Annotated in this window: 22 protein-coding genes; 11 read left to right on the top strand and 11 right to left on the bottom strand. The window is 68.5% G+C overall.

Annotated elements, in window-relative coordinates; genetic code table 11:
- Positions 1-30: 30 nt before the first annotated feature.
- The 3 genes from napA to napF are packed head-to-tail and all read right to left on the bottom strand — an operon-like array spanning position 31 to position 3,328.
- Positions 31-2,532, bottom strand: coding sequence for a nitrate reductase catalytic subunit NapA (gene napA, locus DFQ59_RS01070; RefSeq protein ID WP_114277817.1), 2,502 nt, complete (start codon positions 2,530-2,532; stop codon positions 31-33).
- Complete coding sequence (locus DFQ59_RS01065; RefSeq protein ID WP_170141982.1) at positions 2,529-2,789, bottom strand: chaperone NapD; 261 nt, start codon at positions 2,787-2,789, stop codon at positions 2,529-2,531. Before DFQ59_RS01065 ends, napA begins: the two co-directional genes overlap by 4 nt.
- Positions 2,786-3,328 (bottom strand): ferredoxin-type protein NapF, encoded by a 543-nt coding sequence (gene napF / locus DFQ59_RS01060; protein WP_114277815.1) that lies wholly within the window; start codon positions 3,326-3,328, stop codon positions 2,786-2,788. The genes DFQ59_RS01065 and napF overlap by 4 nt, the downstream gene beginning before the upstream one ends.
- 252 nt (positions 3,329-3,580) lie before the next feature.
- On the opposite strand from napF, the gene DFQ59_RS01055 reads away from it, so the two are divergent.
- The 9 genes from DFQ59_RS01055 to DFQ59_RS01015 all read left to right on the top strand — a co-directional run bounded on the left by DFQ59_RS01055 (position 3,581) and on the right by DFQ59_RS01015 (position 10,787).
- Complete coding sequence (locus DFQ59_RS01055; RefSeq protein WP_114277814.1) at positions 3,581-4,282, top strand: Crp/Fnr family transcriptional regulator; 702 nt, start codon at positions 3,581-3,583, stop codon at positions 4,280-4,282.
- 321 nt (positions 4,283-4,603) lie between these two features.
- Complete coding sequence (locus DFQ59_RS01050) at positions 4,604-5,560, top strand: SLAC1 anion channel family protein (protein WP_114277813.1); 957 nt, start codon at positions 4,604-4,606, stop codon at positions 5,558-5,560.
- A 53-nt stretch (positions 5,561-5,613) separates the two neighbouring features.
- On the top strand, positions 5,614-6,006 hold the full coding sequence (locus tag DFQ59_RS01045) for a DUF6858 family protein (protein WP_114277812.1): 393 nt from the start codon (positions 5,614-5,616) through the stop codon (positions 6,004-6,006).
- A 63-nt stretch (positions 6,007-6,069) separates the two neighbouring features.
- Positions 6,070-6,417: a NifB/NifX family molybdenum-iron cluster-binding protein gene (locus DFQ59_RS01040; RefSeq protein ID WP_114277811.1), complete on the top strand. Its 348-nt coding sequence runs from the start codon at positions 6,070-6,072 to the stop codon at positions 6,415-6,417.
- A 584-nt stretch (positions 6,418-7,001) separates the two neighbouring features.
- Complete coding sequence (locus DFQ59_RS01035; protein ID WP_114277810.1) at positions 7,002-8,606, top strand: cytochrome ubiquinol oxidase subunit I; 1,605 nt, start codon at positions 7,002-7,004, stop codon at positions 8,604-8,606.
- A 13-nt stretch (positions 8,607-8,619) separates the two neighbouring features.
- Complete coding sequence (gene cydB / locus DFQ59_RS01030) at positions 8,620-9,762, top strand: cytochrome d ubiquinol oxidase subunit II (protein ID WP_114277809.1); 1,143 nt, start codon at positions 8,620-8,622, stop codon at positions 9,760-9,762.
- A gap of 16 nt (positions 9,763-9,778) precedes the next feature.
- A complete protein-coding gene (cydX, locus tag DFQ59_RS01025) occupies positions 9,779-9,889 on the top strand; it encodes a cytochrome bd-I oxidase subunit CydX (protein ID WP_114277808.1) in 111 nt (36 codons plus the stop codon).
- A gap of 19 nt (positions 9,890-9,908) precedes the next feature.
- Entirely contained in the window at positions 9,909-10,199 is a 291-nt protein-coding gene (locus DFQ59_RS01020; RefSeq protein WP_114277807.1) for a cyd operon YbgE family protein, read from the top strand.
- A 144-nt stretch (positions 10,200-10,343) separates the two neighbouring features.
- Positions 10,344-10,787 carry a group II truncated hemoglobin gene (locus DFQ59_RS01015; protein ID WP_114277806.1) on the top strand — a complete coding sequence of 148 codons (444 nt, stop codon included), beginning with the start codon at positions 10,344-10,346 and terminating at the stop codon, positions 10,785-10,787.
- 6 nt (positions 10,788-10,793) lie between these two features.
- Here the strand turns inward: DFQ59_RS01015 and hemF are convergent, their stop codons facing one another.
- The 3 genes from hemF to DFQ59_RS01000 form a co-directional block, all read right to left on the bottom strand.
- Positions 10,794-11,717: an oxygen-dependent coproporphyrinogen oxidase gene (hemF, locus tag DFQ59_RS01010; protein WP_114277805.1), complete on the bottom strand. Its 924-nt coding sequence runs from the start codon at positions 11,715-11,717 to the stop codon at positions 10,794-10,796.
- Between the two features lie 16 nt (positions 11,718-11,733).
- Entirely contained in the window at positions 11,734-12,300 is a 567-nt protein-coding gene (gene tsaC / locus DFQ59_RS01005; protein ID WP_114277804.1) for an L-threonylcarbamoyladenylate synthase type 1 TsaC, read from the bottom strand.
- A 94-nt stretch (positions 12,301-12,394) separates the two neighbouring features.
- Positions 12,395-13,126 (bottom strand): PEP-CTERM/exosortase system-associated acyltransferase, encoded by a 732-nt coding sequence (locus tag DFQ59_RS01000; RefSeq protein ID WP_114277803.1) that lies wholly within the window; start codon positions 13,124-13,126, stop codon positions 12,395-12,397.
- 155 nt (positions 13,127-13,281) lie between these two features.
- On the opposite strand from DFQ59_RS01000, the gene DFQ59_RS00995 reads away from it, so the two are divergent.
- On the top strand, positions 13,282-14,940 hold the full coding sequence (locus tag DFQ59_RS00995) for an FAD-binding oxidoreductase (RefSeq protein WP_114277802.1): 1,659 nt from the start codon (positions 13,282-13,284) through the stop codon (positions 14,938-14,940).
- 184 nt (positions 14,941-15,124) lie between these two features.
- Here the strand turns inward: DFQ59_RS00995 and purE are convergent, their stop codons facing one another.
- The 5 genes from purE to DFQ59_RS00970 form a co-directional block, all read right to left on the bottom strand.
- Positions 15,125-15,631 carry a 5-(carboxyamino)imidazole ribonucleotide mutase gene (gene purE, locus DFQ59_RS00990; RefSeq protein ID WP_114277801.1) on the bottom strand — a complete coding sequence of 169 codons (507 nt, stop codon included), beginning with the start codon at positions 15,629-15,631 and terminating at the stop codon, positions 15,125-15,127.
- A gap of 64 nt (positions 15,632-15,695) precedes the next feature.
- Positions 15,696-18,149 (bottom strand): type I DNA topoisomerase, encoded by a 2,454-nt coding sequence (gene topA, locus DFQ59_RS00985; protein ID WP_114277800.1) that lies wholly within the window; start codon positions 18,147-18,149, stop codon positions 15,696-15,698.
- A gap of 162 nt (positions 18,150-18,311) precedes the next feature.
- Positions 18,312-18,791 carry a DUF494 family protein gene (locus DFQ59_RS00980; protein WP_114277799.1) on the bottom strand — a complete coding sequence of 160 codons (480 nt, stop codon included), beginning with the start codon at positions 18,789-18,791 and terminating at the stop codon, positions 18,312-18,314.
- Position 18,792: 1 nt separating this feature from the next.
- A complete protein-coding gene (gene dprA, locus DFQ59_RS00975; RefSeq protein WP_114277798.1) occupies positions 18,793-19,926 on the bottom strand; it encodes a DNA-processing protein DprA in 1,134 nt (377 codons plus the stop codon).
- 115 nt (positions 19,927-20,041) lie between these two features.
- Positions 20,042-21,061, bottom strand: a complete 1,020-nt coding sequence (locus DFQ59_RS00970; protein WP_114277797.1) for a LysM peptidoglycan-binding domain-containing protein — start codon at positions 21,059-21,061, stop codon at positions 20,042-20,044.
- Between the two features lie 304 nt (positions 21,062-21,365).
- On the opposite strand from DFQ59_RS00970, the gene def reads away from it, so the two are divergent.
- A complete protein-coding gene (def, locus tag DFQ59_RS00965) occupies positions 21,366-21,869 on the top strand; it encodes a peptide deformylase (RefSeq protein ID WP_114277796.1) in 504 nt (167 codons plus the stop codon).
- Positions 21,870-21,953 lie beyond the last annotated feature (84 nt).

Below are 21,953 nucleotides of genomic sequence, written 5' to 3'. Positions count from 1 at the left end.
GCAGCGCCGGCGGCCCGCATCAGGACTGCCTCAGGCCCGCTCCACCTTCACCGCGCACTTCTTGTAGTCCGTCTCCTTGGACAGCGGGCAGGTGGCATCGAGGGTGAGCTTGTTCACCAGCTGGCCGGCGTCGAACCAGGGCATGAACACCAGCCCCTCGGGCGGCAGGTTGCGCCCGCGGGTCTCGACCCGGGTCAGCACCTCGCCCCGGCGCGACACCACCTTCACCTTGCTGCCGTTGCGCAGCCGCCGCTTCTTGGCGTCGTTCGGGTGCATGAACACCACCGCGTCGGGCACCGCCCGGTAGAGCTCGGGCACGCGCCGGGTCATGGAGCCGGAGTGCCAGTGCTCCAGCACGCGGCCGGTGCACAGCCACAGGTCGAAATCCGCATCCGGGCTCTCCGCCGGCGGCTCGTAGGGCGCGAAGATGATGTTGGCGCGCCCGTCGGGCTTGCCGTAGAACTTGACCCCCTCGCCGGCCTTGACGTATGGGTCGTAGCCCTCGCGGAACCGCCACAGGGTCTCCTTGCCGTCCACCACGGGCCAGCGCAGGCCGCGGGCCGTATGGTAGGCGTCGAAGGGCGCCAGGTCATGGGCATGGCCGCGGCCGAAGGAGGCGTACTCCTCGAACAGCCCCTTCTGCACGTAGTAGCCGAAATGCTCCATCTCGTCGTTGTCGTAGGCGTTGCCCGCCTCGTCGGTGACCTGCTGCCGGGGGAAGGCGTTCACCTGGCCGTTCTCGTAGAGCACCTCGTAGAGGGTCTTGCCGCGGTACTCGGGCATCTTGGCGATGAGCTCCTCGGGCCACACCTCGTCCACGGTGAAGCGCTTGGCGAACTCCATGATCTGCCACAGGTCGGAGCGCGACTCGCCCGGCGCCCTCACCTGCTGGCGCCAGAACTGGGTGCGCCGCTCGGCGTTGCCGTAGGCGCCCTCCTTCTCCGCCCACATGGCGGTGGGCAGGATGAGATCCGCGGCCATTGCCGAGACGGTGGGGTAGGGGTCGGAGACGGTGATGAAATTCTCCGGATTCCGCCAGCCGGGGTAGCTCTCGCCGTTCATGTTGGCGGCGGCCTGCATGTTGTTGTTGCACATCTGCCAGTAGCAGTTCATCTTGCCGTCCTTGAGCATCCGGTGCATGAGAACGGCGTGGAAGCCCACCTTCGGATTGATGGTCCCCTCGGGCAGCTTCCAGATTTTCTCGGCGATGGCGCGGTGCTCGTCCTTGGCCACCAGCAGGTCCGCCGGCAGGCGGTGGGCGAAGGTGCCCACCTCGCGGGCGGTGCCGCAGGCCGAGGGCTGTCCGGTCAGCGAGAAGGGGCTGTTGCCGGGCTCGGAGATCTTGCCCACCAGCAGGTGCACGTTGTAGAGCAGGCCGTTGACCCAGCTGCCGCGGGTGTGCTGGTTGAAGCCCATGGTCCAGTAGGAGGAGACCTTCTTGTTCGGGTCGGCATAGACCTTCGCCAGCTGCTCCAGCTGCTTGGCCGGGACACCGGAGAGCTCGGCGACATACTCCAGCGTGTAGGGCTCCACCGCCTTGGCGTACTCCTCGAAGCTGATCTTCTCCAGCTTGCCGCTGCCGGCGTTGGCGGCCTTCTGCTCCAGCGGATGATCCGGGCGCAGGCCGTAGCCGATGTCGGTGGCGGTCCTGGTGAAGTTGACCTTCTGCTCCACGAAGTCCTTGTTGTAGGCCTTGTTCTGGATGATGTAATTGGCGATGTAGTTGAGGATGGCCAGATCGGTCTGCGGCACGAACACCATGCCGTTGTCGGCCAGCTCGAAGCAGCGGTTCTCGTAGGTGGAGAGCACGTGCACCTCGCAGCCCGGCTTGGTCAGGCGGGTGTCGGTGAGGCGCGACCAGAGGATCGGGTGCATCTCCGCCATGTTGGCGCCCCAGAGCACGAACGCGTCGGCATGCTCCAGGTCGTCGTAGCAGCCCATGGGCTCGTCGATGCCGAAGGCGCGGATGAAGCCCACCACGGCCGAGGCCATGCAGTGGCGCGCATTGGGATCGAGGTTGTTGGAGCGCAGGCCGCCCTTGATGAACTTGGAGGCGGCGTAGCCCTCCCATACCGTCCACTGGCCCGAGCCGAACATGCCCACGCCGCTGTCCCCCTTGTCCTTCAGCGCCGCCTTCCACTTCTGGGCCATGACGTCGAAGGCCTCGTCCCAGGAGACCGGCTCGAAGTCGCCGTTCTTGTCGAACTGGCCGTTCTTCTTGCGCAGCAGCGGCTGGGTGAGGCGATCCTTGCCGTACATGATCTTGCTCAGGAAGTAGCCCTTGATGCAGTTCAGGCCCCGGTTCACCGGGGCGTCGGGATCGCCCTGGCTGGCCACCATGCGCCCATCCTTGACGCCGGCGAGCACGCTGCACCCGGTACCGCAGAACCGGCACGGGATCTTGTCCCAACGGATGCCCTCATCCGCCGCCGCCTGTGCCAGCGCCTGGGCACCGGGAACCGTGACGCCGGCCGCGGCGGCCGCCGCGGCAATGGCGTTGGACTTGATGAAATCGCGCCGTGACAGTTTCATTGCGACACCTCCTTCTGGGTGACCTCTTGTTCATCGTGGAATTCGTAGATGAGGGCGGCGCTCAGCACGCCCGCCACGTTATGCATCTGCATCATGGTTTCGGCGTAATAGGTGCGGTCGGGGTGCTCGAGGGTGAGGACCAGGCGGCCGGTATCGCTGACGGCGTGAACCTCCACGCCCTCGATAGCCTCCAACCGGGTCCTGACCGCGGCCGCCTGCGCGGGCCTGGCATTGAGCACCATGCTGCAGAGATTCATGACGAAATGACCTCCTGGGATGGGTGTTCGTCGAGGGGCGTGAGCGTGACTTCCACCGCCCCGGTCGGGCAGGGGGCGACACAGGCGCCGCATCCGGAGCAGGGCGCCGCCCCGACCTCGGGCAGGGCCACCCCGCCCGCACGCAGGCGGAAGCGCAGCACCCGCTCCCCGCACTGCTCGCCGCAGACCCGGCACTCCACTCCCCGCCGGGCGATGCAATCGGCGCCGATGCTCACCACGGCGTGCCAGGGCCGGGCGGGGCGGGAACCGGTTGCCGGCGCGCGGCGCAGGGCGCCGCTGTGACAGGCCTCCAGGCAGGCGGCGCAGAAGGTGCACTCGCCGTGCCGGAAGTCCAGTTCGGGGAAGCCGCCGCTGCCGCTGACGAGGATCCGTGACTCGCAGCGGCTGATGCAGTGGCCACAGCGGTCGCAGAGGTGGGTGAACTCGGACTCGGGACGAGACCAGGGTGGGCGCCGGGGGTGATTCCGTGACCGGAAATCCCCCCGCAGGAACTGCCTTCTGTGCAGCTGAACACCCATCTACCGGCCCTCTCCCCAGAGTGGTAAACAGTGACCGCGTCGTCCTGGTAAGGTGGATGTTCCTATCGCATTCAGCTAACCCATTGACTTACATCAAGCCGGCCCGCCAATACCTACTTTTTGTATGCGTTCTTGATCTGGATCAACGTTGTATCTGTGGTGATATACTCATATGTCAACACGATTCGCGGTGACCGGATGTTTGCACTCGGGCCACCCGCAAGGCGTCACCAGCGAGCACCATCGCCGACCATGAGCATCACCTCCAAAGCCGCCTGGCGCGGCGAGGCCGACTGCCTGAACTGCAGCCTACGCACCTCGGTGCTCTTCGCCGGGCTGGAGGAGAAGGATTTCGACCAGATTCATCGGCCCATCGAAGAGTTCAACCTGGCCCCGCACCAGGTGCTCTACCGTGCCGGCGATCCGGGCGACGCGGTCTACACCATCCGCAGCGGTCTGCTGAAGCTGGTGCAGTACCTGCCCGACGGCGGCCAGCGCATCGTGCGACTGGTGCACAGCACCGACGTGGCGGGACTCGAGGCCCTGCTGGGCCAGCCCTACCAGCACGACGCGGTAGTGCTGCAGCCGGCCTCCGTCTGCCGCCTGCCCATCGACGTGGTGAAGCGCCTGGATCGGGACAACCCGGGGCTGCACCAGGAGCTGATGCGCCGCTGGCAGCGGGCCCTGAGCGAGGCCGACGCCTGGCTCACCCAGCTCTCCACCGGCACGGCGCGCCAGCGCGTGGCCCGGCTCCTGCTGCGGCTGGTGGAACGCAACGGCGAGCCCGCCTGCGAACTGTTCAGCCGCGAGGATGTGGGCGCCATGCTCGGCATCACCACCGAAACCGCCAGCCGCATGGTGGCGGAGTTCAAGCGCAAGAATGTCATCGCCGAGATCGCACCGGGCCGTTTCCGCTGCGATATCAAGTCCCTGCGGACCATCGCCGCCGATTGACGATCTTCAATGCGGCGCCCGTCCGGGCGCCGCTAGTATCCCCCCCAGCTCACTGATCCACTGCCCTGAATCCACGGGGTGGAACTTCGGCCTGGTGCGCGGTTTCCCGCGCCTGAGGGCAGGGAGTACATCCAATCCACTCCATCGCGATGGCCGACGCACCATCGGGATTCTCCCGTGGGTGGAGTCCACCCGGCGCTCCACCCCGGTGACATAGTCACTGCACCCGGGTGCCGGAAACGCCATTGTGTCGCGCTTCCAGGCGCGCCCGACGCAACCGTGACGGGCGGTCGGACCCGTCAAATCACCCGAGGAACGGACATGAACACCGACTCGAGACTGATGCACTTCCCCATCCCCTTCTTCGCGGTGGTGATGGGACTCTCAGGCTTCACCATCGCCCTGCTGAAAAGCGAGGCCATGCAGCTGCTGCCGCTCCATGCCGGCAACCTGATGGCCGCGGTGACCGGCGGGGTGTTCCTGCTCATCGCGCTGGTCTACCTGGCCAAGCTCCTCCGCCATCCCGGCGCCGTGCGCCAGGAGCTGCACCACCCGGTCAAGCTGAGCTTCTTCCCCACCGTTTCCATCAGCCTGGTGCTGCTCAGCATCTGCACCCTGCACAGTCAGCCGGCACTGGCCGAGGCGCTGTGGATCACCGGCAGCGTGGCGCACCTGCTGTTCACGCTCTACGTCCTGGGGGCCTGGATCAACCACGAGCACTTCCAGATCCAGCACATGAACCCGGCCTGGTTCATTCCCGTAGTGGGCAACATCCTGGTGCCCATCGCCGGTGTTCCGCTGGGCTATACGGAGAGCTCGTGGTTCTTCTTCAGCATCGGACTGGTGTTCTGGGTGGTGCTGCTGGTCATCGTCCTCTACCGGGTCATCTTCCATAACCCGCTGCCCGCGAAGCTGGTGCCCACCTTCTTCATCCTCATCGCCCCGCCGGCGGTGGGCTTCCTCGCCTACCTCAAGCTCGGCGGCGGGCTGGACGCCTTCGCCCGGGTGCTCTACTACACGGCGCTGTTCCTGACCCTGCTGCTGTTCACCCAGTACCGGAAGTTCACCCGGCTGCAGTTCTTCCTCTCCTGGTGGGCCTACTCCTTCCCGCTGGCGGCCATCACCGTGGCCACCCTGGCGATGTTCGAGCAGACCGGCGACGGCCGCTTCCAGGCCCTCGGACTCGGACTGCTGGCGCTGCTCGCCGCGGTCATCGTGCTGCTGCTGGTGCGCACCGCCATCGCCATGGGGCGCGGGGAGATCTGCGTCGAGGAGTAAATCCGGGAATCGACTTTCATCGCTCGACATCTGCTTACACCGGAGAACACCACATGAAACAGAGCCTGTTCCAGGAGAAGTACCCCATCTTCACCCTCGAGGTGAGCAAGGAGGAGACCCGCTTCCGGTCGGTGGACGAAATCATCGCCTTCTTCAAGGAGCGCATCGACGCCCACGACGTGGCCCGCTTCATCGCCATCTTCGATCACTACAGCCACACGAAAGCGCTGGAAGCGGGGCAGATCAGCGCCGACATCCTCGACGCCAGGAACATCGTGTTCTGCTTCGGCATCGCCCTGCCGAACCCGGCGGTCATGGCGGTGCGTCCGCGCTCCATCGGCGTCACCGAACTCAGCGACCGCTTCGTCATCAACTTCATGGAGGCCCCCATGCCCGTGGCCAACAACTCCATGGAGAGCTGGGCCAAGGCCGTCAAGAACCTCTGACAGCAGCGGGGTTGCGGGTGCCGGAGTACGGGCCCGCCGCCTCTTCCACGGAGACCGAATCCGATGAAATTCGCCATCACCAGCCAGAACTTCCGTACCGTGACCGGTCACGCCGGCAAGAGCCGCCGGTTCCTGGTCTACAGCGCCGAGCCCGGCCAGGAGCCCCTGGAGGTCGAGCGCCTGGATCTGCCGCGTGAGCTCGCCTTCCACGAGTTCCGCGGCGCGGGTGTCCACCCGGTGGACGGGGTCGATGTCCTCATCACCGGCGGCGCCGGCGCCGGGTTCGTCCACCGCCTGGCCGCACGGGGAATCCGGGTGGCCGTCACCGGCGAGACCGATCCCCTGGCCGCCATCCGCCGCTTCTTCGACGGGACACTGCCGCCGCCCCTTCCCCACGACCACCACCATTGAGCCGCCAGGCCCGCCGGGACACGCCACTGCGTGTCCCGGCATGGCCGCGAGACATGCGGCAGACTCCGGCCCGGCGCCCCGCTGGCCGCCCATGCACAACCCGCGACCAGGGCGGCAGTCCGCGACGGCCGCCTCCGGCACCTGCTCTTCAGCCCCATCGCCGAGCCGCCGCCTGCGCCCGGGCAACGACTTCCCCGTTCCATCCCGCCCCGGTGGGTCCGTATCCGCTCCCCGGTCGGGGGCAGGAGAGCGATCCCGCGCCCGCATTGTCAGGGCAACTATAATCCAGCCACCGACCCACCCGCCTAACCCGTTGATGTGGCTGTTAATTGATAACCATCAATCCAAATTCTGCGGAATATCAATGCTTGCGGCTTCAACATTTCCCTAAGCTCCACCGTGCACAAGTGCACCGTTCCGGATACGGCGACCCGGGCCATGGCCCGATGCGCGGGAAAGCGGTGCCGCACCAGCGGAAGCGAACAGACTGATACTCGACTCTACTCGTGCGGGGCCGCTGGACCGGCACCAGGACTGGCCCGCCAGCCACCCGGGATCATCCACCTGCAACCGGGAGTCAAGCGATGATTGACCAAAGCGTGATCGAGCTGTCGCGGATCCAGTTTGCCGCCACAGCCATGTATCACTTCCTGTTCGTGCCCCTGACGCTCGGCCTGTCCTTCCTGCTGGCCATCATGGAGTCGGTGTATGTCATGACCGGCAAGGAAGTCTACCGGGACATGACCAAGTTCTGGGGCAAGCTGTTCGGCATCAACTTCGCCCTCGGCGTCACCACGGGCATCACCATGGAGTTCCAGTTCGGGACCAACTGGGCCTACTATTCCCACTACGTGGGCGATATTTTCGGCGCCCCGCTGGCCATCGAGGGCCTGATGGCCTTCTTCCTCGAGTCCACCTTCATCGGCCTGTTCTTCTTCGGCTGGGACCGCCTTTCCAAGCAGAAGCACCTGCTGGTCACCTGGCTGACCGCCATCGGCTCCAACCTCTCGGCACTCTGGATCCTGGTCGCCAACGGCTGGATGCAGAACCCGGTGGGCTCCGAGTTCAGCTACGAGACCATGCGCATGGAGATGGTCAGCTTCGCCGAAGTGCTGCTCAACCCGGTGGCCCAGGTGAAGTTCGTCCACACCGTCTCGGCCGGCTACGTCACCGGCGCGCTGTTCGTGCTCGGCATCAGTGCCTACTACCTGCTCAAGGGCCGCGATCTCGGCTTCGCCCGCCGCTCCTTCGCCATCGCCGCCGGCTTCGGCCTCGCCTCCGCCCTGTCGGTCATCGTCCTCGGTGACGAGAGCGGCTACGAGCTCGGCGACGTGCAGAAGGTGAAGCTCGCCGCCATCGAGGCGGAGTGGGAGACCCAGGAGCCGCCGGCCGCCTTCACCCTGTTCGGCTTCCCGGACGAGGAGACCCAGACCACCGCCATGGCGATCAAGATCCCGGCCCTGCTCGGGCTCATCGCCACCCGCTCCACCAGCGAGGAGATCGCCGGCCTCAACGAGCTGCGGGCGCAGCACCTCGAGCGCATCCGCAACGGCATCGTGGCCTACGGCCTGCTGCAGAAGCTGCGCTCGGGCGACACCTCCGAGGAGACCAAGTCCCTGTTCGAGGCGGTCAAGGTCGATCTCGGCTACGGGCTGCTGCTCAAGCCCTATACCGAGAAGGTGACCGACGCCACCGAGGAGCAGATCCAGATGGCGGCCGACGACAGCATCCCGAAGGTGTGGCCGCTGTTCTGGGCCTTCCGCATCATGGTCGCCTTCGGCTTCATCATGCTGTTCATTTTCGCCGCGGCCTTCTACCTCACCATCCGGCGCACGGCGGAGCAGAAGCGCTGGCTGCTCAGGCTCGCGCTGTTCAGCATCCCGCTGCCGTGGCTGAGCTGTGAGCTGGGCTGGTTCGTGGCCGAGTACGGCCGCCAGCCCTGGACCATCGGCGAGGTGCTGCCCACCCCCGTGAGCACCTCGGTGCTCTCCGCCGGCGACCTCTACTTCAGCCTGGCCGGCTTCATCGGCTTCTACACCCTGCTGCTGGTGTTCGAGATGTACCTGATGTTCAAGTTCGCCCGCCTGGGTCCGAGCTCGCTGCATCTGGGCCGCTACCACTTCGAGCAGGCTGCGGGCGGCGCCCCGGCGCTGGCCACCCAGCCGCTGCAGCAGCGCGCCAACGACTGAGGGAGATTCCACCATGATTCTCGACTATGAAACCCTGAAGCTCATCTGGTGGCTGTTCGTGGGCGTGCTGCTCATCGGCTTCGCCATCACCGACGGCTTCGACATGGGCGCCGGCGCGCTCCTGCCCTTCCTGGGCAAGAACGACGAGGAGCGGCGGGTCATCATCAACTCCATCGGCCCCCACTGGGACGGCAACCAGGTGTGGTTCATCACCGCGGGCGGCGCCATTTTCGCCGCCTGGCCAGCCGTCTACGCGGCCGCCTTCTCGGGGCTGTATGTCGCCCTGCTGCTGGTGCTGTTCGCCCTGTTCTTCCGACCGGTGGGCTTCGACTACCGCAGCAAGCTGCCCAACAAGAACTGGCGCAGCTGGTGGGACTGGGGCCTGTTCGCCGGCGGCGCGATTCCGGCCACCGTGTTCGGCGTGGCCTTCGGCAACCTGCTGCTGGGCCTGCCCTTCCACTACGACCAGAACCTCCTGCCCTACTATGACGGGGGCTTCTTCGGCCTGCTCAACCCCTTCTCGCTGCTCGCGGGCGTGGTCAGCCTCTCCATGCTGGTGATGCACGGGGCCATGTACCTGATGCTGCGCACCGAGGGGGTGATCTACGAGCGCGCCAGGGGCGCCGCCCAGCTGTTCGGAGTGGCGCTGATCGTCACCTTCGCCCTGGCCGGCATCTGGCTGGTGCTCGGCATCGACGGCTACCGCATCGTGTCGATGCCCGCCACCGATGCCCTGCCCAACCCGCTGGCGAAGGAGGTGGTGCAGGAGGCCGGCGCCTGGCTGGCCAACTACGCGGCCTACCCGTGGATGCTGGCCGCCCCCGCACTCGGCCTCGGCGGCGCGGCCCTGGCGGTCCTCACCGCCCGCGGCAATCGTCCGGGCTGGGGCTTCCTGTTCAGCTCCCTGGCCCTGGCGGGGGTCATCCTCACGGCGGGCTTCTCCATGTTCCCGTTCGTCATGCCCTCGTCGGTGGATCCCAACCACAGCCTGACGTTGTGGGACGCCCCCTCCAGCCACCTGACCCTGACGGTGATGTTCTGGGCCACGATGATCTTCCTGCCCATCGTGCTCGCCTACACCGTGTGGTGCTACCGGCAGCTGTGGGGCAAGTTCACGGTGCAGTTCGTGCGCGACAACGACCACGCCGCCTACTGATAGGGAGGAACAGACTATGTGGTACTTCACCTGGATACTGGGCGTGCTGCTCGCCAGCGCCTTCGGCATCATCAACGTGATGTGGCTGGAGTCGGAGTGCGACCTCGACGCCGACAAGCCCTGCTGAGCAACCGGCTCCCGGCCGCATGATTCCACGGCAGGCAAACCGGGCCCGCCCCGCCTGGGCGGGCCCCCTCACCCTTCTGCTCACCGCCGCCCTGGTGGCGGCGGTGTTCCTGCGGGCCGACGCCATCGCCCGCCTCCCGGGCGATCTGCGCCTGCCGCTGCTGGTGCTCGTGCTCTGGGGCACCGCCGCCGGCATCGTCACGGGCATCGGATTCGAACCCCGCCGGCCGCTGTTCCGGCGCCTGCTCGGCTGGGGGCGCTGGGCGATGGCGGCGGCCCTGCTCGGTGTCGCCGCCGCCATCCTCGACTGAACGGCGGCACACCGCCGACCTGCGGGTTGCCGCACCGCACCCGACAATTGTCAATGACTCGAGCCGGAACTCTGCGCCATCTTAGCCAGGTTCGGATGGACAATCCCAGCCCAGGCGGGAAGGACGGTGTCAAAGGTGACTGTCATGATGAGCCCCTACGAGCAACTCGGCGGTGAAGAGGGCGTCAAGGCCCTGGTGGATCGATTCTACGAACTCATGGACACGCTGCCCGCGGTGCGGGAATTGCGCGCCATGCATGCGAAGAGCCTGGACCAGGCGCGGGACAAGCTGGCCCTGTTCCTCTCCGGCTGGCTCGGCGGCCCGAACCAGCACCAGGAGCCGCACGGCCAGACCCGGCTGCGCGCCCGTCATCTGCCCTTCGCCATCGGTGACCGGGAGCGGGAGCAGTGGATGCTGTGCATGAACCGGGCGCTGGAGGATCAGCAGGTGCCCAAGCCGCTGCGGGGGACCCTCTCCGAGGCGTTCCAGAAGATGGCCGACCACATGCAGAACGAGTACCTGAGCCAGAAGCTGGAGCGCATGGCCCGCCATCCCGAGGCGGCCGGGACCCGCACCGGCGAGAAATGAGCCGGCTCAGGCCGGCTGGTCCGCGAGCCAGTCGCGGGGCTTGAGGAACACCTCGTAGAGCCGTGCCTCCGGCGTGTCCGGTGCCGGGCGCCAGTCGTAGCGCCAGCTCACCTGCGGGGGCAGTGACATCAGGATCGACTCGGTCCGCCCCCCCGACTGCAGCCCGAACAGCGTGCCGCGATCGTAGACCAGGTTGAACTCCACGTAGCGGCCGCGCCGGTAACACTGGAATTCCCGCTCCCGCTCCCCGTAGGGCGTGCGCCAGCGCCGCTCCACGATGGGCAGGTAGGCCTCCAGGTAGTGATCACCCACGCTGCGCACGAACTCGAAGCAGCGCTCGAAACCCCCGTCGCTCAGATCGTCGAAGAACAGCCCGCCAATGCCCCGCGGCTCATCCCGGTGCCTGAGGTAGAAGTACTCGTCGCACCAGCGCCGGTAATGGCCGTGGGCCGTCGGCCCCAGCACCTCGCAGGCGGCGCGGGCGGTGCGGTGCCAGTGGACGCAGTCCTCCTCGAAGCCGTAGTAGGGCGTGAGGTCGAAGCCGCCCCCGAACCACCAGACCGGCGCCTCGCCCGCCTTCTCCGCCACGAAGAAGCGGACATTGGCGTGGCTGGTGGGTGCGTAGGGATTGCGGGGGTGCATCACCAGCGACACCCCCAGCGCCGTGAAGCCGCGGCCGGCGAGCTCCGGGCGCGCGGCGGTGGCGGAGGGGGGCAGGGCGGTGCCGGTCACGTGGGAGAAGTTGACGCCGCCCTTTTCGAACACCGCGCCACCCTCCAGGACCCGGGTCCTGCCCCCGCCTCCGCCGGGACGCTCCCAGCGATCCTCGCGGAAGCGCGCCTCCCCCTCGAGTGTCTCGAAGGCCGTGCAGATCCGCTCCTGCAGGTCGAGGAAATAGGCCTTTACGGCGTCCAGGTCCGGTTGATCCATGGCTTCTCCAGGGTGCTCAGCCGGGCCGGATCACCGTCCCCGTGCGCCCGTCCCGGATCTCCGAGGGGCGCCGGCGGCCGCCGACCGGCCCGGCAAGAATGTAGTCCAGCCGGTCACCGAAGTAGCGTCGCACCTGCAGGGCGCTGCGCGCCGGCGCCCGGCCAGCCGGGTTGGCGCTGGTGGAGACCAGCGGGTGGCCCAGGGCGCGGCACAGCGCCAGGGAAAGAGGGTGGTCCGGGACCCGCACCGCCAGCGTCTCCCGCCCGCCGGTGAGCCACTGCGGACACTCCGGGCGGGACGGCAGCAGCCAGGTGACCGCACCGGGCCAGCTGGCGAGCACCTTGGCCCGGAGCGCCGGCGCGAGCGGCAGCAGCAGCGAATCGAACTGGGACAGGTCCGCCCCGATGAGGATCAGGCCCTTCTCCGCGACGCGCGCCTTGAGCAGCAGCAGCCGCAACACCGCCACCGGGTCCAGGGGATCGCAGCCGAGCCCGTAGACCGCTTCGGTGGGATAGGCGATGACCCCGCCGCCGCGCACGACCCGCACCGCACGCCCCAGCGGCCACCCGCGCGGCGCGTTCATTGTCCCCGGATTTCCGCCATGCCCCGCCTGCTCCCGCCCATCACCCGCACTCCCGTGGCCACGGGGGGATTCTCGACGGGCGGGACGGCCGGAGTCAAACCCCCGTGCGGCGCCTTCCCTGCGGCGCCTCCGCCGCGCCGGCCGGCCCCGCCGCGCCGGTGATGTAGGCCCACAGCGCCGGCTGCTGCGCGCGCAGCCGCACCTCCGCCGCCGCGAGGGGGAAATGGTAGGGCGCCCGCCGGCCGTGGTGATCGATGACCGGGCCGAGGACCTCGCCCACGATGCCGATCGCGGCCAGGCGCCGGGCCAGGGCGGGCTCCATCATGGCGCACCAGCCCGGTATTCCGGCCTCGCGGCACCAGGCGTAGAGGCAGCGCAGCAGCCCGAACAACGGCCCCGGGTGGGCCGGGGCCCCATCCTGCAGGGGCCGCTCCAGGGGGTGGTTCCAGGGCGCGTGGGTGTCCTCCACCCGCCGCCGGAACGTCTTCGATACCGCCAGGCGCGAGACCTCCGCCACCCGGCCACGGCACTCCGGCAGATGCAGGGGGTGGCCGGCCATGGCCCGGCTGAAGGGCAGTCCGTCCGGGCTGTCGGCGAGCACCAGCCGGACCGTGCCCACGTCCACGCCGCTGGCCCGGTGGGTGAGCAGGAAGGCCACCGCGGCGCTGTCCCAGGCGTCGTGCTCCTCGCCCGCAAGCGGCTGATCGCGCGGCTCGTAGGCGTGTTCCACGCAGTAGACCTGGTAGCGGAGTCGATGACAGCGGGTGTGCAGATCGGGGCAGTCGGCGAGCAGGCCGTCGAAGTGGGAATCACGGAACATCAACATGAGTGCGCTCCCTGCACGGGATGGGGGATCCGGAATCCCGCGTCGGATCCGTATGCGGCGGTCTCGCAGCCGGCGCCGGTGAAGGGATAAGCCGTGCCGGCCGTTCAATCCGCTAGAATTGTAGCAACGAAAGCGCCCCGCACAGGGAGGTGACCATGGGCAACGACGCACTCCCCCCCGACGAACGCCACGCGAGCGCCCTCGCGGCCTGGCGCGAGGTGCTGGGCACCGCGCGGGTGCTCGGCCCGGACCAGGCCCGGGCCCGCTACCCGCAGGACACCAGCGGCACCCGGCGCGCCCTGGCGGGCGCCCTCCTGCCAGGCACCGTGCCCGAGGTCCAGGAGGCGGTGCGGCTGGCGCAGCGCCACGCCGTCCCGCTCTATCCCATCAGCACCGGCAACAACTGGGGCTACGGCGGCGCCCATCCCGTGCGCGATGGGTGCATGGTGCTCGATCTCTCCGGGCTCAGGGCCATCCGCCGGCTCGATCCCGAGCTCGCCACGGTGACCGTCGAGCCGGGGGTGACCCAGGCGCAGCTGCGCGCGCACCTGGATCGTCACCGGCTGCCGTTCATGGTCCCGGCCACCGGCGCCGGGCCCCGCTGCAGCCTGCTCGGCAACGCCCTGGAGCGTGGCTACGGCCTCACGCCCTACGCCGATCACTTCGGCGCCGTCACCTCCCTGGAGGCGGTGCTGGCCGACGGCAGCCTCTACCGGCCGGCGCTGGCGGAAATGGGTGCACCGGACGTGGACGAGGTCTTCAAGTGGGGCATCGGTCCCTACCTGGACGGCCTGTTCACCCAGGGCGCCTTCGGCGTGGTCACCGCCGGCACCATCGCCCTGGCGCACCGTCCCGAGCGGGTGGAGAGCTTCTTCTTCGAGCTCCGCGAGGAGTCCCACCTGCCGGCGGCGGTGGCCGCGGTGCGGGCCATTCTCACCGACCTGGAGGGGGTGTCGGGCTCCATCAACCTGATGAACCGGCGCCGGGTGGTGTCCATGGTGGAACCGTTTCCCGCCGCCGAGGTTCCGCCCCGGCAGGCGGTGCCGGAGGAGGTCGTGGCGCGGCTGGCGCGGCGCCAGCGGCTCCCGGCCTGGCTCGGCGTCGGCGCCCTGTACGGCACCGCGGCGGTGGTGCGCGCAGCCCGGGCCCGGGTCCGCCGGCACCTGCGCGGCGTGCCGACCCGGGCGCTGTTCCTCAACCGGGGCCGGCTGGGCCCACTGCGCGGCCTGTCCCGCCTGATACCGGGCGCGCTGGGGGAAGGGGCGCGGGCGCGCCTGGAAAGCCTGGCGCTGGGGCTGGAGATCCTCGAGGGCATCCCCAACGAGGTGGCCCTGCCGCTGGCCTGCTGGCGCGCGGGCCGAGGGGGGGAGCCGGGGGCGCGGGATCCGGCCCGGGACGGCTGCGGGGTGCTCTGGTACTCGCCGCTGGTGCCCATGCGCCCGGAGACGGTGGCGGATTACGCCGGGATGGTCACCCGCGTCGCGCTGGAGCACGGGATCGACCCGCTGATCACCCTGACCAGCCTGTCGGCGCGCTGCTTCGACAGCACGGTGCCGCTGCTGTTCGACCGGGCCGATGCGCTGCACGGGGACCAGGCCCGGCGCTGCTTCGCCGCCCTGTTCCAGGCCGGCCGCGACCGGGGGCTGCTGCCCTACCGGCTGGGCGTGGAGGAGATGGATCGCTTTGCCCGGCTGGCGCCTGGGGCCGGCGCGCTCGCCGCGCGCCTGCGCGCGGTCCTGGACCCCGGCGACATCCTCTCGCCCGGGCGCTATACCGCGCAGGAAGCGGAGCGTGCCGGCGGGAAGGGGACCTGAGACCATGAACGCACCCGGGCGAAGGCTCGGGGGCGGCCGGCGCGGCAATCAGCCACGTCCGGTTACGGCACCGCCGGGGGGGGCGGGACTCCATGCCGGCGCCTGGGGAGGAACCCCCCATCCTCCCGCCTGGGCGCAGGACGCGCCGGGCGCAGCGGAGGACCGGGAAGGACCTGCCGTCGCTTCAGCCCGGCAGCCGCTCCTGCAGCCTGGCGTCCGCCTGGCGTACCGCCTCGGCCGAGGCTTCGCGCTCCTCGCGCAGGCGGCGGGCCAGGTCGGCATCGGCCAGCGCCAGCATCTGGGCCGCCAGGTAGCCGGCATTCTTCGCCCCGGCCTTGCCGATGGCCACCGAGGCGACGGGTATGCCGCCCGGCATCTGCACGGTGGAGAGCAGGGCGTCGAGTCCGTTCAGGGGGCCGGCGTCGATGGGAATCCCGATCACCGGTCGCAGGGTATGGGCGGCCACGGTTCCGGCCAGGTGGGCCGCCAAACCGGCGGCGCAGACGAATACCTGGCAGCCCCGGGCCTCGGCGTCGGCGAGGTAGCTGCGGGTCGTCTCGGGGGTACGGTGGGCGGAGGTCACCTTGACCTCGCAGGGCACTTCGAGCTTGGCCAGCACATCCAGGGTCGCCTGGACGACCGGCAGATCGGAGTCGGATCCCATCAACACGGCTACAAACGGCTCGCTCATGATTCTCTACCTGTTCATCAGGGGCTGACGCCCGCCCGGGCACGGGCGGACACTCCGGCACCCTTCAACCGGATGCCTTCTGCTTCGGTACGCTCTTGTTCTTGACTGCGCTCTTCTTGACTGCCGCCTTCTTCTTGGGCGCCGCCTTCTTCTTGACTGCCGCCTTCTTCTTGGGCGCCGATTTCTTCTTGACCGCGGCCTTCTTCTTCGCGGTTCCGGCCGCCGCACCCTTCTTCATCCGGCCGCGTCCGCGCCGCTCCGGCGCCTCGGCCAGCAGCTGCTGGCACTCCTCCAGGGTCAGGCTCGCGGGCTCGCGGTCCTTGGGCACCCGCGCATTCTTCTTGCCATCGGTGATGTAGGGACCGTAACGGCCGTTGAGCACCTGCACCGACGAGCCTTCGAAGACCTTGATTTCGCGGTTGGCGTCCGCCTCCTTCTTGGCCTGGATCAGCTCCAGCGCCCGCTCGAGGGTGATGCTGTGGGGATCATCGCCGCGGATGGAGACATACTTGTTGTCGAACTTCACATAGGGGCCGAAGCGGCCGATATTGGCGGTGACCTCCTCGCCCTCGGGCGTTTCGCCCAGGAAGCGGGGCAGCTGGAACAGCTGCATGGCCTCCTCGAGGGTGATGGTGTCCATGCGCTGCCCGGGGCGCAGACCGGCGAAACGCGGCTTGTCCTCGTCCTCGCGGGTGCCGATCTGGACATAGGGGCCGAAGCGACCGATACGCACGCTCACCGGCTTGCCCGACTCGGGATCGGTTCCGAGCTGGCGCGTCTGGGAGGCCTCCTCGCGGGTGAGGTCCTCGGCGCGCTCGATATCGGCATGGAACGGTCCGTAGAACTCCGCGAGCATGTCGCGCCAGCGCTTCTTGCCGGCGGCGATCTCGTCGAACTCCGCCTCCACGTTGGCGGTGAAATTGTAGTCGATGACCTCGCTGAAGTGCTTCACCAGGAAGTCGGTGACCACCCCGGCCATGTCGGAGGGGAACAGCTTGCCCTTCTCGGCGCCGGTGACCTCGGTCTTGTCCTCGTTCACCACCCCCGGCTCGCGCAACACCAGGATCCGCACCTGGCGCTCCTCGCCCTCGCGGTCCTCCTTGCTGACGTAGCCGCGGTCCTGGATGGTGGAGATGGTGGGCGCGTAGGTGGAGGGGCGGCCGATGCCCATCTCCTCGAGCTTGCGCACCAGCGTGGCCTCGGTGTAGCGGGCCGGTGGGCGGGTGAAGCTCTCGCGGGCCCGGATCTCGGCCGGGCTCAGCGCCTGCCCCACGGTGAGGGGGGGCAGCATCTTCTCCTCGTCGCCATTGTCCTGGTAGACCTTGAGGAAGCCTTCGAAGGTGAGGACCTCGCCCTTGGCCACCAGCCGGTCCTCCACCGTGGAGATGGCGATGCTGGCCGTGGTGCGCTCGATGCGCGCATCGGCCATCTGCGAGGCGAGCGTCCGGCGCCAGATGAGCTGGTAGAGGCGCTGTTCGTTGCGATCGCCGCCGATGTTGTCCACGGCCAGGTCCGTCGGCCGGATGGCCTCGTGGGCCTCCTGGGCGCTGGCCGAGCGGGTCTTGAAGCGCCGGGTGTGGGCATACGGCTGGCCGAAGCGGCCGCTGATCACCTCCCGGGCCTGGCCCAGGGCCAGGTCGGAGAGATTGACCGAGTCGGTACGCATGTAGGTAATCCGTCCCGACTCGTAGAGGCGCTGGGCGATCACCATGGTCTGGCGCACCGAGAAGCCGAGCTTCTGCGAGGCCTCCTGCTGCAGGGTGGAGGTGGTGAAGGGCGGCCGCGGCGAACGGGTGGCCGGCTTGACCTCCAGTCCCTCGACCCGGAACTCCGCCCCCTGCAGCTGCCCGAGAAAGGCCCGCGCCTCGGCCTCGGTGGGGAAGTCCCGCCCCAGCTTCGCACTCAGCGTGACACCCTCGCCCAGGTCGAAGTCGGCACTGACCTTGAACGTGGAGCTGGCGCTGAAGGTATCGATCTCCCGCTCCCGCTCCACCACCAGGCGCACCGCCACCGACTGCACGCGGCCGGCGGAGAGGTCCTTGCTGATCTTCTTCCACAGCACGAAGGAGAGCTCGTAGCCCACCAGCCGGTCGAGGATGCGGCGGGCCTGCTGGGCGTCCACCAGGTCGCGATCGATGTTCCGGGGCCTGGCGATGGCGTCCAGGATCGCCGGCTTGGTGATTTCGTGGAACACGATACGGCGGGTCTCGTCCACGTCCAGGCCGAGCGCCTCGGCCAGGTGCCAGGCGATGGCCTCCCCCTCGCGGTCCTCATCGGTTGCGAGCCAGACGGTGACCGCCGTCTTCACTTCGCGGCGCAACTCCTGGATGGTGGACTGCTTGTCCGCGCTGATCTCGTAGGTCGGCTCGAAACCGTTGTCCACGTCGATGGACAGGCCCTTGCGCGGCAGATCGCGCACGTGACCATAGGAGGATCGCACGACGAAATCCCCGCCGAGGAACTTCTCGATGGTCTTCGCCTTGGCCGGCGACTCCACGATAACCAGGTTCTTGCTCACAACGACGACGTCTCTTCTCTAAGGTTCCGTTGTTTCCCGCCAGAAAAAAAGAAAACCCGCCTCAGCAGCGGGTACCTGACGCGCATGCGGTGGGATGCCGCATGAAAACTCGATCCCGGTGCCCGGGTACGGTCCCCGACCGGCACCGCACCTGTCAACCTCTCAATGGAGGCTGCCGCCCGGTCCCTCGAACATCAAATCCTCCATCCAGGCGACCGCCGCTTCCTGGCCGGGCTGGTTGAACAGGACCATGAGCACGATCCACTTGAACTGGTCGATGTCGATCTCGTCGCTGTCCAGCGCCATGACCCGGTCGATCACCAACTCGCGCATGCAGCCGTCCAGGACTCCCACCTGCTCCAGGAACAGCAGGAAGCCCCGGCACTCCAGGTCGAGCTTCTTGACCTCCTGGTCGGTGAACACCCGCAGCGCGGCAGTGCCGCAGGCGACGCCCTGGGGCTGCTCGGACTGCTGCTCGGCCAGCCCCTCCAGCCAGGAGAAGGCCTTGTGGATCTCGCTGCGGTGGAAGCCGGCGTCCTCGAGTTCCTGCCTGAGGGAATCCTGGTCCGCTTCCGGCCCCGATTCGCTGTTCATGAAGTTCTCGAACAGGTACATCAGGACGTCCAGTACATTCTCTTTCATCTCAGGCCCTCGTTGCCCGGGTAAACAACCCGCCGGGTACGGACTCTACGACACCCTGCAGTTCTAGGAGCAACAGCATGGAGGAAACCGCTTCCGGGGTCAATCCGCTGCGGTCCACCACCACGTCCACCGAAACCGGGTCGTGGCCGAGCGCCTCGAGCAGGCGCCGGTAGTCGGGATCGGCGCCGGCCGTCTCCGGCACGGGCGCCGAATCCGCGGCGGCGCGGCCCTCGAGACCGGCCAGGTAGAGGGACCCCAGTTCCTCGAGGATGTCCGCCGCGGTCTCCACCAGTTTCGCCCCCTGGCGGATGAGGCGGTGACAGCCGCGGGCGAGGGGGTTATGGATGGAGCCCGGGATGGCGAACACCTCCCGGCCCTGATCCGCGGCCGTCCGGGCGGTGATGAGCGAACCGCTGCGAATGGCCGCCTCCACCACCAGCACCCCGAGGCTGAGGCCGCTGATGATGCGGTTGCGGCGGGGGAAGTGCTCGGCCCGGGGCGGCACGCCCGGCGGGAATTCGGACACCAGCGCACCACCGCCGGCGGCGATGCGGTGGGCCAGGTCCCGGTGCGCGGCGGGATAGACCCGGTCCAGCCCGTGCCCCAGCACCGCCACCGTCAAGCCTTCCGCCGCCAGGGCGCCCTCATGGGCCGCGGCGTCGATACCCAGCGCCAGGCCACTGACGATGCCCAGTCCCCCGGCGGCGAGGTGGCGGGCGAAGGCGGCGGCGTTGTCCCGCCCCCCGGGAGTGGGATTGCGGCTGCCCACCAGCGCCAGCAGGGGCTGGGCCAGCACACCCGGATTGCCATGCACGAAGAGCACCGGCGGCGCATCGGGAAGCGCGCGCAGCAGCTCCGGATAGGCGGGATCGGCGAGGGTCAGGGCATGGTTGCCCGGGCGGGCGACCCAGTCCAGATCGGCATCGATGCACGCCGCGTCGGGCGCCTGCAGCCAGGCCCGGGCCGCCGCGTCGAGGCCCAGCCGGCTCAGGGTCGCGGCCGTGGCGCCGGAAACCGCCTCCGGCGCCACGCCCCGGGCGAGGAGATCGCGGAACGCCGCGGGCCCCACACCGGGGGCCCGCAGCAGTGTGAGCCAGGCGCGCAGGCCGGGCTCATGGGTAGGTGAACGGGTCATCCCGACCCTCCGTCGGCTTCCTGCCGTTGCCGCCCGCTCGCGACGGGCGGAGGTTTCCCGGCCGGACCGCCGCGGCGGTCCGGGCACGGACGCCGCCGGCCTGCCGCATCGGCTCTCAGGGGTTGCGCACCTTGTCCAGCACGTGAATGGCCTGGGTGGCCCGCATGATCAGCGCCAGGCTCACCCGGTCGAAGGTCCGGTAGACCATCGCCACACCGGCGCGCTCATCCGGGAGCTGCACCGTGTCGCGGGGATCCGGCGTCACCGGGTCCTCGATCACGTTGCCCGCCTGGTAGACCGCCAGGACGTGGCCGGGCTCGAGGCCGTCGCGGATACCGCGGTTGATCACCACCGTGTGGTACTGGCCGATCTGGGTCACGCCGTCGTAGACGGAGATGATCTGGCCTTCCACCTCCTGCTCCGGCGCCCGCGGCATGAAGTAGGGGCGCACCGGCTCCTCGGGGATCGGCAGCAGCCGATCGCCGTCGATCGCCTCGCGGGTGGTGGTGGCCAGCATCAGGGTGGCGGGATCGCCGGTCCGCTGCAGGTCCGCCTGGCCCACGTGGATGGCCTCGTAGCCCAGCACCTCCTGGGTCTGCGGATCGATGTAGGGGCCGCCCGGCCGGAAGACGTTGAAGCGGGTCTGGGCGTCGTCCTCCACCTTGCGCACGTAGACCCGGTCCCCGGCCCCGGCGATGATGTGCTCGCCGACGCTGGCCACGATGTAGGGGGCGGCGTCGATCTCCTCCTGGCTCACCACCTGCGCGCCCACCAGGAACGGGCGGATGGTCTCCATGGGGATGGTGGGAATGGCGTCCTCGAGCGGCGAGGTGCGTATCCGCGGGGAGAGCTTCACCGTTCCGCCCCGCTGCAGCATCAGCCGCGGCTTGCCGTCCACGTACACCAGGGTCAGCACGTCACCGGGATAGATGAGGTGCGGGTTGGCGATTTGGGGGTTGACCTGCCAGATTTCGGGCCAGAACCACGGGTAGCGGAGAAACTTGCCGCTGATGTCCCACAGGGTGTCCCCCTTCACCACCACGTAGCGGTCGGGGTGATCGGGCCGCAACTCCGGGGTGGCCGCCACCGCCAGGCCCACGCACAGCGCAAGTACCAAGCCAATCAGTCTCTTCATAGCTGGCGTTCCCTTCAGATCTCCATGAACATGTCCGGCATCGCATGCCGCTCGCAGGGTCATTATCCGGGACCGAACACTCCGACAGGGGAGAACCGGGCCACACTTTTCCTATTTGTTATCCTGTAACCCACGGTTCGGGCCGCAGCCCGCCCCCTCCCTCAGGGGGGAACCCCGTCCGTCCTGGCGGGGTCTGACAGCGATGCGGCCCGACACTGGTGAGACTTGCCCGGTTATAAGAGTAGACAGTTAAATATATACACCAAGTATATACACCAATTACACCAACGCTCGGCGGATTCCCATGTCCATACTTCACATCCTGCACTATCCCGACCCGCAGCTGCGCCTGGAGGCGAAGCCGGTGGAGCGGGTCGACGACTCGATCCGGCGCATCGTCGACGACATGCTCGAAACCATGTACGACGCACCGGGCATCGGGCTGGCCGCCAACCAGGTCAACATCCAGAAACGCATCCTGGTGGTGGACATCTCCGAGGAGAAGAACCAGCCGCTGTGCCTCATCAATCCCGAGATCCTGGCGGCGGAGGGAATGGAGCAGATGGAGGAGGGGTGCCTCTCGGTGCCGGGCATCTACGAGCCGGTGGAGCGGGCGGAGCGGATCCGGGTCCGGGCGCTGGATCGCGACGGCAACCCGTTCGAGCTGGACACCGACGGCCTGCTGGCGGTCTGCATCCAGCACGAGATGGATCACCTGGAGGGCAAGCTGTTCGTGGACTACCTCTCGCCGCTCAAGCGCCAGCGCATCCGCAAGAAGCTCGAGAAGGTCCGCCGCCAGACGCTCTAGCAGCCTGTCGGACTTGAGGCTGATCCACTGCGCCGGCGGGACCGGGCGCGCGGGTCGGGAATCAGCGCCGCGACGGGTGCCCGG

Origin of the sequence: Thioalbus denitrificans (assembly GCF_003337735.1) — a bacterium.
In the GTDB taxonomy this organism is placed as follows: domain Bacteria; phylum Pseudomonadota; class Gammaproteobacteria; order DSM-26407; family DSM-26407; genus Thioalbus; species Thioalbus denitrificans.
Note: the sequence above shows the minus strand (reverse complement) of the source record. Positions and strands in the feature narration are given on the sequence as shown.

Excerpts from the sequence above, each read along its gene's own strand:
- DFQ59_RS01055 (WP_114277814.1), top strand. The coding sequence starts at position 3,581 with ATGAGCATCACCTCCAAAGCCGCCTGGCGCGGCGAGGCCGACTGCCTG.
- cydB (WP_114277809.1), top strand. The coding sequence starts at position 8,620 with ATGATTCTCGACTATGAAACCCTGAAGCTCATCTGGTGGCTGTTCGTG.
- hemF (WP_114277805.1), bottom strand. The coding sequence starts at position 11,717 with ATGGATCAACCGGACCTGGACGCCGTAAAGGCCTATTTCCTCGACCTG.
- DFQ59_RS00980 (WP_114277799.1), bottom strand. The coding sequence starts at position 18,791 with ATGAAAGAGAATGTACTGGACGTCCTGATGTACCTGTTCGAGAACTTC.
- napF (WP_114277815.1), bottom strand. The coding sequence starts at position 3,328 with ATGGGTGTTCAGCTGCACAGAAGGCAGTTCCTGCGGGGGGATTTCCGG.
- def (WP_114277796.1), top strand. The coding sequence starts at position 21,366 with ATGTCCATACTTCACATCCTGCACTATCCCGACCCGCAGCTGCGCCTG.
- tsaC (WP_114277804.1), bottom strand. The coding sequence starts at position 12,300 with ATGAACGCGCCGCGCGGGTGGCCGCTGGGGCGTGCGGTGCGGGTCGTG.
- purE (WP_114277801.1), bottom strand. The coding sequence starts at position 15,631 with ATGAGCGAGCCGTTTGTAGCCGTGTTGATGGGATCCGACTCCGATCTG.
- DFQ59_RS01035 (WP_114277810.1), top strand. The coding sequence starts at position 7,002 with ATGATTGACCAAAGCGTGATCGAGCTGTCGCGGATCCAGTTTGCCGCC.
- DFQ59_RS01015 (WP_114277806.1), top strand. The coding sequence starts at position 10,344 with ATGATGAGCCCCTACGAGCAACTCGGCGGTGAAGAGGGCGTCAAGGCC.
- DFQ59_RS01000 (WP_114277803.1), bottom strand. The coding sequence starts at position 13,126 with ATGTTGATGTTCCGTGATTCCCACTTCGACGGCCTGCTCGCCGACTGC.
- DFQ59_RS01050 (WP_114277813.1), top strand. The coding sequence starts at position 4,604 with ATGAACACCGACTCGAGACTGATGCACTTCCCCATCCCCTTCTTCGCG.
- DFQ59_RS00970 (WP_114277797.1), bottom strand. The coding sequence starts at position 21,061 with ATGAAGAGACTGATTGGCTTGGTACTTGCGCTGTGCGTGGGCCTGGCG.
- DFQ59_RS01045 (WP_114277812.1), top strand. The coding sequence starts at position 5,614 with ATGAAACAGAGCCTGTTCCAGGAGAAGTACCCCATCTTCACCCTCGAG.
- DFQ59_RS00995 (WP_114277802.1), top strand. The coding sequence starts at position 13,282 with ATGGGCAACGACGCACTCCCCCCCGACGAACGCCACGCGAGCGCCCTC.
- DFQ59_RS01065 (WP_170141982.1), bottom strand. The coding sequence starts at position 2,789 with ATGAATCTCTGCAGCATGGTGCTCAATGCCAGGCCCGCGCAGGCGGCC.
- napA (WP_114277817.1), bottom strand. The coding sequence starts at position 2,532 with ATGAAACTGTCACGGCGCGATTTCATCAAGTCCAACGCCATTGCCGCG.
- cydX (WP_114277808.1), top strand. The coding sequence starts at position 9,779 with ATGTGGTACTTCACCTGGATACTGGGCGTGCTGCTCGCCAGCGCCTTC.
- DFQ59_RS01040 (WP_114277811.1), top strand. The coding sequence starts at position 6,070 with ATGAAATTCGCCATCACCAGCCAGAACTTCCGTACCGTGACCGGTCAC.
- DFQ59_RS01020 (WP_114277807.1), top strand. The coding sequence starts at position 9,909 with ATGATTCCACGGCAGGCAAACCGGGCCCGCCCCGCCTGGGCGGGCCCC.
- dprA (WP_114277798.1), bottom strand. The coding sequence starts at position 19,926 with ATGACCCGTTCACCTACCCATGAGCCCGGCCTGCGCGCCTGGCTCACA.